Genomic DNA, 15,621 nt, shown 5'->3' with positions numbered 1-15,621 from the left:
AATTTCCGGGGATCGCACACCCGGTTGCGTGCCGCTCCCGCGCGGGCACGGTCTCAAGGTAGCGGCTGCCCCCTCCCGGGTCAATTTGATAACACTCGTTGTGGAGGGGCCGCCGGCTCCCCACTCCCGATACCATGGGTCCAGGCGTCGCCGACGTGCGCCGTGAATTGGGGGCAATCAGTGTTCAGGGGTATCTCCGTTGTAACGATGCTTGGTCTTGCGCTGGTGCTGACCGGCTGCACACCCACGGCGGAACACGCGGACGGGCGCACCACGGAATCCGGTATCTCCGCCGCCCAACAGGCCCTCCTCGATCGCGACACCATCGGGTTTGACGAGTACAAGGAGGCGTGGTCAAACTACGCCCAGTGCCTGGTCAACAGCGACTCGGGGTATCGGGCAACCAACCCGACCCTCGACCCCATCAGCGGCCGCCGCTATAACTGGGATCTCGACGTCATCCCGGGTGCTCAATTCGACAATGACGCCATGCAAAACTGCCAGGTCTCCGAGCTGGTCCACGTGGATAGCGAATATGTGCGGCAAAACCCACAGCGGATGGACCCGGCGCTGCTAAACCGGGTGTTTGCCGGTCTGGAACGCGCCGGGGTCAGCTACACCGGCACCGAAACCAACTACGGCGATTTCTTCCCCAACGGCAACGAGGACGCCGCACGCACCGCCGCGGTCGACGCCGTCCTCCTCGACGCAGCCCGGGCGCTCTACCCCGAGGTCACCACCTGGGGCTACGGGTACTGACGCACCCCCAGATCGGGGCAGTTCTGGGCACACCAGGGCTCGGCGCACGCCGCCGCGAGGATCGCACACGCTAGCCTGGCCTTCGCCATCACGCGATCGAAAGGGGATCCATGCGCAGGAGTTTTGCGATCACCACGGCACTCGGGGCCGTCCTCATCGCGGGACTGACCGGGTGCTCGTCCGAGGACCCGGAAGCGCAGAAATATCCCTCGGTGGCGTCCCCGGCGCAGCGCGACATTCTCTCCCGCGAACAGATCGGGTTTGACGAGTACAAGGAGGCCTTCGCCAACTACGTGCGCTGCACCGAGGATGCGGGGTATGTGGTGGGCGAACCGATCCTCAACCCGATGGATGGCCGCACCTATCTCGCCGAGCAGACCCTTGCCCCGGGCCAGACGGATGTCGAGGCCGTCAACGAAAAGGCGGTCGACTGCAACCCGGGTGAGCTGGGCTTTGTCCAGGAGGAGTACCTCAAGCAGAACCCACCACAGATCGATGCGGTCCTCCTCGAAACGGTGCGGCCCCGACTCGACCTTGCGGGAATCTCCACCACCGGCACCGAGACCCGGTTTGGCGATTTCTTCGTCGATGCCGCCGATGACCAGGCGCGTTTCACCGCGATCCAACGGGTGTTCTCCCAGGCCATCGACGAGCTGTTTCCCGGGCTTCCATACGTCGATTACGGGTACTGATCTCGCGGCGTTTGTCTCCGGACACAAAACGGCGGCGGTGGACCTGATGTCCACCGCCGCCGTTTTGTGAGAGTGAGCCTGACTAGCCCTGGCCGCCCAGCATGCGCTGGATCGTCGCCATGTCATCCTCGCTGGGCTGACCCTTGGCACCGCCCTTACCCAGGCCGAAACCGCCGCCGGTGGGCGCCGCGGGTGCCGCGGTGATGCCCTTGGCCTCGGCCGCGCGCTTCGCCGGGTTGCCCGAGCGCGAGCCACCCTTCTTCTTGGCGTTCTTCTTGGGCATCTTCGGACGTCCGCCGGGGATCGGGCCCATGCCCGGGATCTGCGGCATGCCACCCTTGGCCATGGTCTTCATCATCTTGGCGGCCTGCTCGAAGCGGTTCACCAGCTGGTTGACCTCGGTCACGGTGGATCCCGAACCGCGGGCGATCCGCAGGCGACGCGAGCCGTTGAGCAGCTTGGAGTTCTGCCGCTCGGCGCGGGTCATCGACTGGATGATGGCCTCGGTGCGGTTCAGCTCGGACTCGTCGAAGTTGTCCAGCTGCTCCTTCATCTGGCCCATGCCCGGGAGCATGCCCATCATCTTCTTGATCGAGCCCATGTTGCGCAGCTGCTGCATCTGCTTCAGGAAGTCATCGAGAGTGAAGGTGTCGGTCGCGAACTTCTCCGCGAGCTTCATCGCCTCTTCCTCGTCGAAGGCCGACTGCGCCTGCTCGATCAGGGTGAGGATGTCACCGAGGTCGAGGATGCGGCTGGCCATCCGGTCGGGGTAGAAGGGCTCGAAGTCGTCGAGGTTCTCGCCGGTGGAGGCGAAGATGATCGGGCGTCCGGTGACCGAGGCCACCGAGAGTGCGGCACCACCGCGGGCGTCACCGTCGAGCTTGGACAGCACCACACCGGTGAAGTCCACACCCTCCTGGAAGGCCTTGGCGGTGTTGACGGCGTCCTGACCGATCATCGCGTCGATCACAAACAGGACCTCGTGCGGGTTAATGGCGGCGCGAATCTTCGACGCCTGCTTCATCATCTCCTCGTCGATACCGAGGCGACCCGCGGTGTCCACGATCACGACGTCGTGCTGGTTACGCTCGGCGTAAGCCACACCGTCCTTGGCAACCTTGACCGGGTCGCCGACACCATTACCCGGCTCGGGCGCATAGATGGCCGCGCCGGCCTGCTCGGCCACGACGCCGAGCTGGGTGACGGCGTTGGGACGCTGAAGGTCGGCGGCGACCAGGAGCGGGGTGTGCCCCTCCTTGATCAGCCACTTCGACAGCTTTCCGGCCAGGGTGGTCTTACCGGCACCCTGCAGACCCGCGAGCATGATGATCGTGGTTCCGGTCTTGGCAAACTCCAGGCGACGCTGCTCGCCACCGAGGATCTGCACCAGTTCGTCGTTCACGATCTGGACCACCTGCTGGGCGGGGTTCAGGGCCTTGTTGACCTCATCGCCCAGGGCGCGCTCGCGCACACGGCCGGTGAACTCCTTCACGACGTCGAACGCGACGTCGGCCTGGATCAGTGCGCGGCGAATCTCGCGGACGGTGCCGTCCACGTCGGAAGCCGACAGGGTTCCCTTCTTCCGAAGGTTCTTGAAGGTATCGGCGAGCCGATCTGAGAGATTTCCAAAAGTAGCCATTTGATGCCAGTTTACCAATTTCCCGGACGCGATGGGTGCGCCCGGCCGGGCATACGCGCAGGCCCCTCGATTTAATTATTGGACCGCGTACATTAATGCTACATTGGGCGCATGGTACGCATCGCACAGCTGGGACTGGCCCCCGAATACCTCGACTATCGAGTGGGGTGGACCCACCAGCGCACCCTGCATGAGGGTGTGGTCGCCGGAACCACCGACGACACCCTGCTGCTGTGCGAGCATCCGTCCGTGTATACCGCGGGACGATCGGCCCGTCCCGATGAGTATCCGGCGGATGGGACCCCGGTAGTCCCGGTGACCCGTGGGGGGCGGGTCACCTGGCACGGTCCCGGTCAGCTGGTCGGGTATCCCATCATGCGGCTGGAGCCAATCGGCGAGGATTCCAACCTGGTGGATGTGGTGGGGCACGTCCGCAGCCTCGAACGCGTTCTGATCAACACAGCCGCGGCCCTCGGGGTGCACGCGTTTCGAGTTCCCGGACGCAGCGGGGTCTGGGTCGAGGATGGCGCGGGACAGGCCAAGATTGGGGCAATTGGGATTCGGGTCGAGCGCGGGGCCAGCCTGCACGGCTTCGCCCTGAACTGTTCGGGAGACCTGGCCGGGTTTGCCCAGATTGTGCCCTGTGGGATCCGGGATGCCGGGGTGAGCTCGCTCAGCGCCGCCGCCGGGCACCCCATCACCACGGCGGATGCGGCGATCCTCATCGCCGCCCACTTCGATGACTGGTACTACTCCCCCGAACCCGAAAGCAGTCCGGCCCTCGCACACACCGTGGGCGGGAAAAAATGAGCGCACGCAACCTCGGCTCGATCGGCACTCCTCCGGAAGCCACAGCCGTGGAATCCTCGGCCCCGATGATTCCCGCGTCCCTGGGCCTGCTGATGGCCGAGCCGCCCGGCGCAACAGGACCCGGCGCCACCCTGCTCCCGACGGTAGCCGGCGAACCGCTGGCCGCACCCGAGGGACGCAAGATGCTGCGGATCGAGACCCGCAACACGCAGACCCCGATCGAGCACAAACCCTCCTGGATCAAGACCCGCGCGAAAATGGGCCCGGAGTATCGCGGGCTCCAGCAGCTTGTCAAGACCGAGAACCTGCACACCGTGTGTCAGGAGGCCGGATGCCCCAACATTTTTGAGTGCTGGGAGGATCGCGAGGCCACGTTCCTGATCGGCGGCGCGCAGTGCACCCGGCGTTGTGATTTCTGTCAGATCGACACCGGCAAGCCCTCGGCGTATGACCGCGATGAGCCGCGCCGGGTTGCCGATTCAGTTTTACGGATGGCGCTGCGCTACGCCACCGTCACCGGCGTTGCCCGCGATGACCTCGACGATGAGGGGGCCTGGCTGCACGCGGAAACCGTGCGCGCGATTCACGAGGCCAATCCCGAAACCGGCGTGGAAATCCTGGCAACGGACTTTTCCGGGGATCCCGAGCTGCTGGACACCGTGTTCGCCTCGCGGCCCGAGGTGTTTGCGCACAACGTGGAAACCGTGCCTCGGCTGTTCAAGCGCATCCGCCCGGCGTTCCGCTACGAGCGCTCCCTGGGCGTGATTACCCGGGCGCGGGATGCGGGCCTGGTCACCAAGTCCAACCTGATTCTCGGCATGGGTGAGGAACCCGCCGAGGTCCTGACCGCGCTTGAGGACCTGCAGGCCGCGGGCACCGACATCATCACCATCACCCAGTACCTGCGCCCGAGCCCGCGCCACCTCCCGGTTGCCCGCTGGGTGCGTCCCGAGGAGTTCCTCGACCTCGAGGTCGCCGCCCGGGAAATCGGCTTCTCGGGGGTCCTCGCCGGTCCCCTGGTGCGCTCCTCCTATCGGGCCGGCCGGCTCTGGGCCGAAACCATGCGCGCCCAGTGCCGCCCGATCCCCGAGTCCCTCGCCCACCTGGATCGCGCGTCCAGCGCGCCGCAGGCGGTGCATGCCGGATAGCGCACGAGCTCCGCTAACCCAGGTGCTTGAACCCCGCGTGCGAGCGGGCGAAGCCCAGGCGCTCGTAGAACTCGTGCGCGCGGGTGCGGCGAAGGTCCGAGGTGAGCTGGGTGATCGCGGCACCGCGGCGAACGCCCTCGGCCAGGGCCCAGCGGATCATCGCCGAGCCAACCCCGGCCCCACGCTCGGACGTGGCTACGTGGACCGACTCGATCTGCAGGCGGTTCACGCCGCCACGACCCAGGCCCGGCAGCACCGTCAGCTGCATCGTGCCCACGGCCTCGCCGGCCGGGGAATCCACGATGACCAGGAGGTGTGCGGGATCGCGGTCGATTCGGGAGAACGCACGCTCGAAGGCGCTGATGTCGGCGGCGGGATCGGTGTCCGGGGCATCGCCGCGGGCATGGGCCACGTCGTCGTCGGCGAGCAGACGCAGCAGGGCGGGCACGTCTGTGCTGCTCGCGCGGCGGATCGCATATCCCCCGGCAAGGTCCGCGATCATCACGCCGGCGCTCTCGCTGGGGATCAGCGCACCATCGACCTCGTGCAGCACACCGTGGATCCGGCGGACGGCGGGCTGGGCCGGGCGGGCAGCCACCGTGTCCAGATCGCGGCCGTAAAACAGGGTGTCATCTCCGTCGGCGAAGTATCCAAACGCGTCGATCGGACGGTAGTCGTAGCGCTCGTACAGGCGCACCGACTCGGGCTGCTGGGTGCCGGTTTCCAGGCGCATGTAGCGGGCTCCCAGGGCCACGGCCTCGCGCTCCAGCGCCTCCAGGATGATTCCGGCCAGGCGACGACCGCGCGCCTCGGGCACCACAAAGATGCGCTTCATCTCCATGATGTCGGCGCTTTCGCGGCGGATCGCGCCGCAGCCGATCGGCTTTCCGTCCTCGAAGGCGACGATGAAGGCCTCCACCTCGGCCGGGTTCAGGTCCGGGATCGGACCGCCCTGCCAGGGACCGTAGCGAACCGTGAGGTCTGCCTGCTGGGCGCTGCGAAGTTCCCGTCCCACCGGATCTGACCAGTGGGTGCGGACGAGGGTGATGCTCATGACGTGTTGCTAGTCCTGTTCGATCGAAACGGCTTCGCCGCGGTTATTCAGCGACACCAGCAGGACGTCGTCGGACTCGTCCATGCTGAGCGCGTACTCGAAGACCACAAACGTGTTGTCCTCGCCGGCGTGGGAGGGGCTAAAGCGCACCCCGATCACCGCGATGGCACGCAGCAGATCGATGTCGCGGTCGCCGGAAATGTGGCTGAAGTAGTCCTCCAGGTCCTCCCCGTGCTCGTCTTCCAGCAGCGCGATGAACTTGCTCACCGCGGTGTGCCGGGACGAGATTTCGGCGATCATCGCCTCGCGGGCGCGCAGATCGAGTTCCTCCAGGGAGGAGATCATCGCGGCGGCCACCTCGAGGGATTCCTCGGTGACGTTCTGGGCGTCCTCGGCGCTGAGCGAGACGCCCACCGCCTGGTCGCCAAACTCCACGGTTTCGGACCAGTAGATTCCGCCGGGTCCGCCGGTGGAGAGCAGGCCAAAGAAGTCGTGTTCGAGTGCCATGGTTAGCCCACCAGTTTCTGTGCGAAGGCGTGCGGGGTGAAGTCCAGATCGAGCATGTTCGGCTAGCCCACCAGTTTCTGTGCGAAGGCGTGCGGGGTGAAACCGGTCAGGTCCCCGATGCTCTCGCCCTGCCCGATCAGCTTGATCGGGATGCCCGTGCGTTCCTGCACGGCCAGGACAAACCCGCCCTTGGCAGAGCCGTCCAGCTTGGTCAGCACCAGGCCGGTGACCCCGGCATGCTGGATAAAGGCCTCAGCCTGTGCCAGGCCGTTCTGTCCGGTGGTGGCGTCCAGGACCAGCAGTACCTCGGAGATCGGGGCCTGTTTTTCGATCACCCGGCGAATCTTGGAGAGCTCGTCCATCAGACCGTTTTTGGTCTGCAGCCGTCCGGCGGTGTCGATCAGGGCGATTTCCACGCCGTTGCGCTTGGCAAACTCGACGGTCTGGAACGCAACCGAGGCCGGGTCCTGACCGTGGTGCTGCGGACGCACGATCTGCGCCCCGCCACGCTCGGCCCAGGTGGCCAGCTGTTCGACGGCGGCCGCACGGAACGTATCCGCGGCGCCCACTACAACCGAGCGCCCGAAGGTGCCCACGTAGTTGGCGAACTTTCCGATCGTGGTGGTCTTTCCGACACCGTTCACGCCCACCACGAGGACCACCGCGGGACGCTCACTGAGGTGCAGCGTGGGATCGTACTTGGCCAGGCGCTCCTCGACGTTCTCACGCAGCATCCGTTGCAGGTCGCGGGGATCGGTGGTGTGGAAGCGGGCGACGCTGGCGCGCAGCTCCTCGATCATGTCCTCGGCGACGTCGGCTCCGAAGTCGGCGGTGATGAGTGCGTGCTCCAGATCATCCCACGTGTTGTCATCGATCGTGGGTTTCTGGAACAGTCCCCGAAGGGCACCACCGAGGGACCATGTGCTGCGTTCTGCCATACCCCTAGCCTAGCGGTTTTGCGTCCACGACCGGCCGTCCGGGTCTATTCGGCGACCGCCGCCCGATCCACCACACGCTGACCCACAACCGCCGAAACGCCATCCTGGCGCATCGAGACACCGTAGAGGGCGTCGGCGATCTCCATCGTGCGCTTCTGATGGGTGATCACGATGAGCTGCGAGTTTTCGCGCAGGCCCTCAAAAATGGTCAGCAGGCGCCCGAGGTTGGCGTCATCCAGGGCTGCCTCGACCTCGTCCATGATGTAGAACGGGCTGGGACGGGCGCGGAAGATCGCGACCAGCAGTGCGACCGCGGCGAGCGAGCGCTCCCCGCCGGAGAGCAGCGACAGGCGCTCGATCTTCTTGCCCGCCGGGCGGACCCGCACCTCGATACCGGTGGTCAGCAGGTTCTCAGGTTCGGTGAGCGAAATACTGCCGGTGCCGCCGGGGAAGAGGATCGGGAAGACCTCGGCAAACTGCGCCTGGGTGTCGGCGAAGGCGGCGCCGAAGATGGTCTGCATCTTGGTGTCCAGCTCTTCGATGATCGTCATCAGATCGGCGCGGGTCCGGGTGAGGTCGGCCAGCTGCTCGGTGAGGAACGCGTGGCGCTGTTCCAGCGCGGCAAACTCCTCCAGGGCGAGCGGATTGACGCGCCCCAGCTGACCGAGCTTGCGCTGTGCGGCCTGGTGCCGGCGTTCCTGCTCGGCGCGGACGTAGGGCAGGGTGGGCTCGGCGGGGTCGCTGTCGGCGGCCGCGACATCCGCATCCGCAAACGCATCTGCACCTGCACCTGCACCTGCATACGCCTGCGCATCGAGGCTCGCCCCCGCGCGAAGCCAGGACACCCGACCGGTGCGGGTCAGCTCGTCCTGCTCACTCGCGGTCAGGCGCACCCCGGTGGTCGGGCCATACTCACCAACCAGCGCGTCCCGATCCAGGCCCAGCTCGGACTGTGCGCGCTCGAGCAGCGAGGTGAGCTGTACTCGGCGCTCGTAGATCTGCATTTCCAGGCCGCGCATCGAGTCGGCGATGGCGTCGAGCCGGGTGCGAGCGCCGGATTCCTCGGCGCGCAGCTCCTGTAGTTCGCGGGTCTGTTCTCCGCGCTGGTGCTCGGCCTGGGCCAGTTCCAGCGATGCCTGGGCGAGTGAGCGTTCCAGGACCTCGCGCACGGCGGGCAGGTCGGTCAACACCGAGCGGGCCACCTCCAGCTGCCGGGCGCGCAGCACCGCGCGCCGGGCCTCGGCCTCGGCAGCGTCGCGCTCGGCACGGTAACGACGACGCAGCGAGGCGAGGCGATCCTGTTCGGTACGGACCCGCTCACGCGCGGTTTCGGCACGCAACCGCGCCTCAACCTCGGCCTCACGGGCGGTTTCCAGCTCGGCCCACAGGCTCTCGCGCAGGGTCCCATCCAGGATGGGCCGCGGCTTCGCCCGCACGGTTTCCACCGCGCGTTCGGCAGCTGCGGAGGCAGCCTCGGCCTCGCGCAGACCCGCGGCGGAGGCGGATCGGGCGGTCTGCAGGCGCTCACGTTCGGCCTGGGCGGCCTCATGCTGTCCCCGCGCTCGGTGCAGGCGTTCGGATTCGGCGGCGAGGCTCGCATCAAGTTCACGCCGCGCGGCCAGCGCCGCGGCCGAGGCCTGCTTGGCCGACTGGCCCTCGGCGCGAGCGGTGCTGAGATCCACCCGGAGTGTGTCGATCGAGGAGTGGACCTCGGCCAGGCGTTCGGCGGCGGTATCGTGTTCGGCGCGCAGCGCGATCCGGCCCCGCCCCTCCCCCGAGCCGCCGCTGATCGAGAAGCGGGTGAGAACGTCTCCGGTGACCGTGACGATGGTGACCGGCATGTCCGCGGGCAGGGTGTTCAGTCCGCGGCGTGCGGCCTCGCGGTCCTCGGCCACAAACACCCCGGCGAGCAATCCGCGCACACCGTCGGGACCGGTAACCAGGGAATCGGCGGGAATCAGCCCGGCCACGGGTGCGGTACTCGCGGCTCCGGCGGCGGCAATCACCAGATCGACCCGGCCCAGGGTGTCGGATTCGACCCGATCCAAGGCGGCGTGCGCGGCGTCGGCGTCGGCCACGATCACGCCGTCGGCAAAGCGCCCCAGTGCCGCGGTAATCGCCTGCTCATACCCGGAATCCACGCGAATCCCGGCGGCAACCAAACCGTTCACACCGGAGAGCTCACGGGCCAGCAGTTCGGCGGCACCGTCGCGAATGTCGAGGGCGCGGGCCAGCGCGGTGGTCTGGGCGGTGAGGGCATCGCGCTCGCGTTCGGCGGCGTGCAGGAGCTCGCGCAGGCGCTCAATTTCGGTCTCGGCAGACTGCACTCGTTCCTGCTGATCACGGTAGGCATCGTTGAGTCCGGTGGTGTCGGCGTCGATCACGCCCGCCCCCGCCTCGGCTTCGGCGAGCGCCCGCGCAGCCTCCTCGGCGCGCTCGGTGGCCGCGGTCTCGGCCCGCTCCTGACGCTCGGCCTCGGCGGCAAGCGCGGCCAGGCGCGAGGCGGCGGTTTCGGCGCGGCCGGTGGCCGCCTGGACCTCCAGGTCGTGGGCGGAGAGGAGTTCGGACTGGACGGTTAGTTCGGTATCCACCGCGTCGAGGGAAGCCCGGGCCGCGGCGGCTGTCTGCCGTGCACGTTCCCAGCCTGCCTCGGCAGCATCGATCCCCTCGATCAGTCGGGTCACCTCGGCCTCGGCCCGTTCGATCGCCTCGGGTGAGATCCCCGGAGCCGGCGCGGGCCGCTCCCCCTGCGCATCCAGCAGGGCAACCTTCTGCGTGGCCAGCCCGGTCAGCGCGTCGAGGCGCTGGCGGACGGACTCCAGGTCGAAGACCACCGTGCGCGCCCGATCCACCGCGTCCCCGATCTGCGCCTGCTCCAGCAGGGCGATGCGGGCGCGGGTATGGTCGGCGCGCTCCTGAAGGATCGCGCGCTCGGCCAGCCGGTCGGATTCGGTCCCGGAGAAGGCGAGGATGTCGGTATCGAGCCGGACGATGTCATCGGCGACCAGTCGGGCTCGCGCATCCCGGGCAATGGCCTGGATCGACTGGGCCTCACGGGCCACCTCGGCCTGCTTGCCCAGGGGCTTGAGCTGCCGGCGGATCTCCCCGGCGAGGTCGCTCAGCCGGGTGAGGTTGGCCTGCATCCCGTCGAGTTTGCGCAGGGTCTTTTCCTTGCGCCGGCGGTGTTTGAGGATGCCGGCGGCCTCCTCGATGAAACCGCGACGCTCCTCGGGGGTTGCCCGCAGCACGGCGTCCAGCTGGCCCTGCCCCACGATCACGTGCATCTCACGGCCCAGGCCCGAGTCACTGAGGAGTTCCTGCACGTCAAGCAGGCGGGAGCTCTGACCGTTGATCGCGTACTCGGATCCGCCGTTGCGGAACAGCGTGCGCGAGATCGTGACCTCGGTGTAGTCGATGGGCAGCGCGCCGTCGGAGTTGTCGATGGTCAGCGTGACCTCGGCGCGGCCCAGCGGACCCCGCGTGGAGGTCCCGGCAAAGATGACGTCCTCCATCTTGCCGCCGCGCAGGGTTTTTGCGCCCTGCTCACCCATCACCCAGGCCAGCGCGTCAACCACATTGGACTTGCCGGAGCCGTTGGGCCCAACCACGCAGGTCACCCCGGGTTCAAACGCAAACGTGGTCGGCTGGGCGAAGGATTTGAACCCTTTCAGGGTGAGGCTTTTGAGATACACGCGCACTCACCCCTTTCCCGGTTCGAAGATACGTCTGCACTACCGTACCAAGAACCGGCGACCCGGCCCGTGATTGCGCGGGTTTTGAGCGAATCTAGGGTGTGGCGAATTCGCGAGATCGCACTAGCCGAGACCCAGCACAACCTTGGTGCCCGGCGCGGCTGATCCGGCCGCCGGAAACGCCTCGGCAACTCGATCACGTGGATAGATCACCGGCTCGGGTGCGCGCAGACTCCCCGTATCCAGGCCGGCCAGGATGTCCGCCAGCACTCGGCGATAGGCGTCACGTCTCAGGGCCACGATCATCGGCGCGGAGCAGACCCGCTCGCTCGGGTCGGCAAACCGGTGCAGTCCGGTGCGCACAAACCCGCGGGCGGTGGCGGATTTCTGCCTGCCGATCGGCCCACCAAACGCGAGCCTGACGATGCGCCCACGCGGTGCCACCACCCGGCGCAGGTCCCGGTTTCCGGTGGCATCAATCACGCCGTCCACGCCTCCGCCGGACTGGATGTTCAGTGTGTTCATCCAGTCCGGATCGCGATAGTCCAGAATGTGCGCGCCCAGTCCCTCGGCAAACGCCTGCGAGCGTGACGACGCGGTCCCCCAGACCCGCAGTCCACGAGCCTGCGCCAGCTGCGCGGCCCAGGCCCCTACCGCTCCCCCGATGCCCTGAATCAGCACGCTTGTGCTTCCCGGCGGTAGCGCGGCAAGTGCGAAGTGTGCGGTGACCGCATCCAGTGGTGCGGTTGCCGCACTCACCGAGTCCAGCGCTTCGGGTACCGGGACCAAGAGCGAGGGCGGCAGTGTAACCCGGGTGGTATGCGCGCCCATCCCCGGCAGAATCGCCGCGACCCGCTGTCCTACTCGCAGTCCGCTGCTTCCCGCAGGTAGCGACTCGATCTCCCCGACCAGGTCGTAGCCGGGGATGAATCCGGGACGTGGATGCAGCAGGTAGTCCCCGCGTGCGGCCATCACATCCGTCACCCCCACCGAGGCGTGGGTGACCCGCACCACGGCCCGGTCCGAGCGATGCCGGAGTGGGTGCAGCGAGGGCTGAGTGGGCAGCATATCGAAGCGTTCGATTGGTGCCGCCCACCGAGCAGGTGCGGACTCGGATCGGTCGTCTGTCATGCTGTCGAGACTATCCGCGGCGGGCCGGGATTACCGATTAGTGCACAACATGACGTGGGCCAGGTCGCCTTCACCGACCACGGGCGTAAGACCGGACGGCGGGTTAGAGCTCTTCCGAGTCCGAGAGATCTTCCACGCTCTGCGGAACACGGCCCACAAAGTTGACGCCGATTCCAAACTCCTCGGCGATCGAGACGGCGGACTCCTGGAAGCGCAGCATCCAGGTGCCGTCGCCCCAGATCACGGCCTCGGGCTCGCCAAAGGCAGCGTCAGCACCAGCACCGTCCAGAATTGCCAGATCCGTGTCCGACAGCGCCCACTCCGGTCCGCGCAGCGCCTCGTCCAGGTATTCCAGGGCGTCGCGAACCAGCTCGTCGAAGTCGGCGACGATGGCCGCAGCCACCTCCACCACATCCGCCTCGGGGGCCGCGGCGGGCTCGATGATCAGGCTCACCTCGTGCTCCCCGTCGGCACCGTTTACCGTAGCGACCCAGAAGGCCAACTCCTCGGGCGACTCGATGCGAACAAACTCGGCCGTACCGGCGCTAAACGTGGTGGGGATCTCACTCATGAGTCGAGTTAAGCACAGCACGCCCCGGATTGTCGTATCCGGGGCGGTGTCGCCTGGCGATCAGCGCGGCGTGGCCGCATCCTCCATCCGGCGCAGGGTTTCCTCGACCAGAGCCGCACGCGCATCCCGGCCGGACTGCCCACAGGCGTGAATGTAGTCCCTCCACACCGCAACCACCCGGGCGAAGACTTCCTCGTTACCCTGGTTCAGCCACGCTACCGTCTGCCGACCGTACTCGACGAGGCCGAGATCGGCATGCGGCCTGGCAGGATAGTCAAACCTGTCAAAAAGGTCGAGCCGATAGGGGTTTCCGGTTGCCCTCGCCCAGGCGAGAATCGCCAGACTTAGGTCCACGTCATCGTGCCAGGTGGGGCGCGTCGCATCCGATTTTTTGATCCGTGCACGCTCCGCAATCCCACGCTCACCATGGAACGCCACCTGCCAGTGCCCGCACTGAATAACGAGGTGCCACACTCCCATCTGCACCGGCCCCATCACCTCGACGATGGGGTTGCCGTCCTCCAGGAGCTGGTCCGCAAACCGTGCCGTATCGGGACGCTGATCAGCCAGATACTCGATCCTCCTGCCCGCGTGTGCCCGGCGCTCTGCCCGCAACGACAGTTCGGAGTTCCCGGTGGCGGAGTGGGCCTCCCGATACTCACTCTGGAGTTCGTTTCGCTCGGGAGCGGCTCCCGCGGCCAATTGGTCATACAGCCATCGGGGGTCAACACCGGGAAGGTATTTGAAGTCGAGGAGGTCCATGTGCCGGCGTCGGGTGAGGCGATAATCGTCCACCAGGAGCCACACGCCAAACTCCCCGGTACAGACCGCGACCGCGCGCCCATCAGCAACAGCCATCCACGGCACTTCCGGTCCCATCATCCCGACCGGAGAGCGCCGTTCCAGGAGCTCACTCAGCGTCGTTCCCGGCGCAATGGACATCTGAATCGGGTTCTCACTGGCGTGATCACCAGCCGCCACGCCATCTCGCGTCGCGGTGAAAACCACATTTCTCCACATGCGTTGAACCTAGAGCCGACCAAGCATCTCGGCCTTTTTCAGGTCAAATTCCTCCTGGGTGAGCACTCCGGCTTGCAGGAGTTTCCAGAGCTTTTCAATCTGCTCGGCGAGATCGATGGGTGCAGACGCCTGAGGAGTTGAGGTGCGCTGGGCAACGTGTTTTGCCTCCTCGATTGCCTCGGTGAAGGCCTCACTAATCTCGCGAATAACGTCCTTCTTATAGGTCACCAGGGTCTCGATGGTGTTCACCTGAGTCTGAAGCTGAACGTAGCCGCCGGTGAGACCGTTTCCTCGAACGGATACCGATCGGATTTCGGTCAGTGGCATCGTAAACGTCTTCTGATCAAGCAGGACCTTGGAGTCGACGATGATGCGCTCGGATGTCAGCACAAACACCCCCGGAAGTGTCTCGCGCTTTCGAGTGGTGTGGTCGCTGAAGGTTGTGTTACTGGGCGTGATGAAGATGATTCGCTCATCGGGGCTGATTTCAGCCTCCACCCTCTCGAGGTGCTTCTTTTTGCCAAAGGTCACAACGTTGAATCGCTTGAGCGCGACTTCCGCATCCTGTCTCATGGCGCAATCCTATCCAGCCCCACTCGGCGTGGTTCTATTCGTGACGAAACTGCTCGCGCTCGGCCAGGTACTCATCCACATATTTACGGACGAGTGCGCGCAATTCATCCTCCCCGGCGGTGATTCCCACAGTGCCCGGGTCTGACGGGGGAACGGGAACGAGCTTTTTCGCGGCGGCGAGCGCGGCGGCTCGAACGCTTTCGTCGCGCATCCGACCCAGGGCCGATTTACGCAGGAAGAAGCCTCCGATGGTGACGATGGCGGCACCGGTGAAGGCCAAAATGAATACGCCCGACTGGATCTGACCAAAATGTTGGGAGATTCCCCACCGGCTCGGAGAATCGATGATATCGATGACCGTGAGCAGCATTCCCAGAACGATCAGACAGAATGTCGCAACATACGTGCCACGGAGCACAGAGTCCTCGGCCAACCACCGATATGCCAGCGAGATGAACCCCAGCACGATCAGGGTGATAACGATGATGTTTGCCGCCACCTCAACGTCTTGCTCAACCCCAAACCATCGATCACTCCGGGTCTCGAAACGGGCCGGTGCCCCGGCGGGAATATAATGTGCAAAGGTGTTGATCAGGCCAATAGCCAGGGTAGCGGCCGTACCTACCCAGATTGATCGGCGCAGCCAGACGTGTTGGGCAGCCAGGGAAGCGATCAGATACAGGTCGGCGGTGAACACTCGCCAGACGAGTGAGTACCCGACCGAATCGAATACGCCGGATGCTGCGATAAACGCCATGGCAATGCCCGATGCGGCAAGGATCCCGGTGAGCCACCAAAAGATATCTCGACGTCGCGACTTGTTCCCCAGAATGCGATCAGTTCCCCATGTCATCACACCAACCTATCCTGCCGAGTCGGACGAGGCTCAATCAGTGATCCGCGCGCGGAACGTGGCGATGACACTCGGCTCCTCGTATTTTGTCATGCCCAGAGCACCCCGGTTCGGACAGAACGGGCACGGGGATGGTGGTTCTCCTCAAGCGCGGCGATGGGTATGAGAGTTTTCGAGGAATCTCGATGGCTGATAACCGGTCGCAGGACCTCATCCGGGATGGTCCACCCGGCC

General features: G+C 66.1%; 14 protein-coding genes. 4 read left to right on the top strand and 10 right to left on the bottom strand.

Going from position 1 to position 15,621, the window contains the following annotated elements; genetic code table 11:
• Positions 1-207 precede the first annotated feature (207 nt).
• Together M2390_RS04505 and M2390_RS04500 are read left to right on the top strand one after the other, a co-directional pair.
• Positions 208-759: a hypothetical protein gene (locus M2390_RS04505; protein WP_259177316.1), complete on the top strand. Its 552-nt coding sequence runs from the start codon at positions 208-210 to the stop codon at positions 757-759.
• A gap of 110 nt (positions 760-869) precedes the next feature.
• A complete protein-coding gene (locus M2390_RS04500) occupies positions 870-1,451 on the top strand; it encodes a hypothetical protein (protein WP_259177315.1) in 582 nt (193 codons plus the stop codon).
• Between the two features lie 82 nt (positions 1,452-1,533).
• Here the strand turns inward: M2390_RS04500 and ffh are convergent, their stop codons facing one another.
• The gene (ffh, locus tag M2390_RS04495; RefSeq protein ID WP_187977943.1) at positions 1,534-3,090 is read right to left on the bottom strand and encodes a signal recognition particle protein; all 1,557 of its coding nucleotides are present in this window, start codon (positions 3,088-3,090) and stop codon (positions 1,534-1,536) included.
• A 111-nt stretch (positions 3,091-3,201) separates the two neighbouring features.
• On the opposite strand from ffh, the gene lipB reads away from it, so the two are divergent.
• A complete protein-coding gene (gene lipB, locus M2390_RS04490; RefSeq protein ID WP_259177313.1) occupies positions 3,202-3,900 on the top strand; it encodes a lipoyl(octanoyl) transferase LipB in 699 nt (232 codons plus the stop codon).
• 182 nt (positions 3,901-4,082) lie between these two features.
• Positions 4,083-5,048, top strand: a complete 966-nt coding sequence (lipA, locus tag M2390_RS04485) for a lipoyl synthase (protein ID WP_259177383.1) — start codon at positions 4,083-4,085, stop codon at positions 5,046-5,048.
• Between the two features lie 13 nt (positions 5,049-5,061).
• On the opposite strand, the gene M2390_RS04480 is transcribed toward lipA, so the two are convergent.
• The 9 genes from M2390_RS04480 to M2390_RS04440 all read right to left on the bottom strand — a co-directional run bounded on the left by M2390_RS04480 (position 5,062) and on the right by M2390_RS04440 (position 15,390).
• Positions 5,062-6,102: a GNAT family N-acetyltransferase gene (locus M2390_RS04480; RefSeq protein ID WP_259177311.1), complete on the bottom strand. Its 1,041-nt coding sequence runs from the start codon at positions 6,100-6,102 to the stop codon at positions 5,062-5,064.
• Between the two features lie 9 nt (positions 6,103-6,111).
• On the bottom strand, positions 6,112-6,609 hold the full coding sequence (locus M2390_RS04475; protein WP_259177310.1) for a DUF2004 domain-containing protein: 498 nt from the start codon (positions 6,607-6,609) through the stop codon (positions 6,112-6,114).
• 62 nt (positions 6,610-6,671) lie between these two features.
• The gene (ftsY, locus tag M2390_RS04470; protein WP_121689032.1) at positions 6,672-7,547 is read right to left on the bottom strand and encodes a signal recognition particle-docking protein FtsY; all 876 of its coding nucleotides are present in this window, start codon (positions 7,545-7,547) and stop codon (positions 6,672-6,674) included.
• Between the two features lie 44 nt (positions 7,548-7,591).
• Positions 7,592-11,239: a chromosome segregation protein SMC gene (gene smc, locus M2390_RS04465; protein ID WP_259177309.1), complete on the bottom strand. Its 3,648-nt coding sequence runs from the start codon at positions 11,237-11,239 to the stop codon at positions 7,592-7,594.
• A gap of 123 nt (positions 11,240-11,362) precedes the next feature.
• The gene (locus M2390_RS04460) at positions 11,363-12,370 is read right to left on the bottom strand and encodes a zinc-binding dehydrogenase (protein WP_259177307.1); all 1,008 of its coding nucleotides are present in this window, start codon (positions 12,368-12,370) and stop codon (positions 11,363-11,365) included.
• Between the two features lie 103 nt (positions 12,371-12,473).
• Complete coding sequence (locus tag M2390_RS04455; RefSeq protein ID WP_259177306.1) at positions 12,474-12,941, bottom strand: hypothetical protein; 468 nt, start codon at positions 12,939-12,941, stop codon at positions 12,474-12,476.
• A 60-nt stretch (positions 12,942-13,001) separates the two neighbouring features.
• Positions 13,002-13,949, bottom strand: a complete 948-nt coding sequence (locus M2390_RS04450) for a hypothetical protein (RefSeq protein WP_259177305.1) — start codon at positions 13,947-13,949, stop codon at positions 13,002-13,004.
• Positions 13,950-13,970: 21 nt separating this feature from the next.
• Entirely contained in the window at positions 13,971-14,534 is a 564-nt protein-coding gene (locus M2390_RS04445) for a PH domain-containing protein (protein ID WP_259177304.1), read from the bottom strand.
• A 34-nt stretch (positions 14,535-14,568) separates the two neighbouring features.
• Complete coding sequence (locus M2390_RS04440; protein ID WP_259177303.1) at positions 14,569-15,390, bottom strand: hypothetical protein; 822 nt, start codon at positions 15,388-15,390, stop codon at positions 14,569-14,571.
• Positions 15,391-15,621: the final 231 nt, after the last annotated feature.

The sequence above is a fragment of the Mycetocola sp. BIGb0189 genome, from assembly GCF_024810155.1.
Classification (GTDB): Bacteria; Actinomycetota; Actinomycetes; order Actinomycetales; family Microbacteriaceae; genus Mycetocola; species Mycetocola lacteus.
This window is presented reverse-complemented; position numbering and strand designations above follow the sequence as displayed.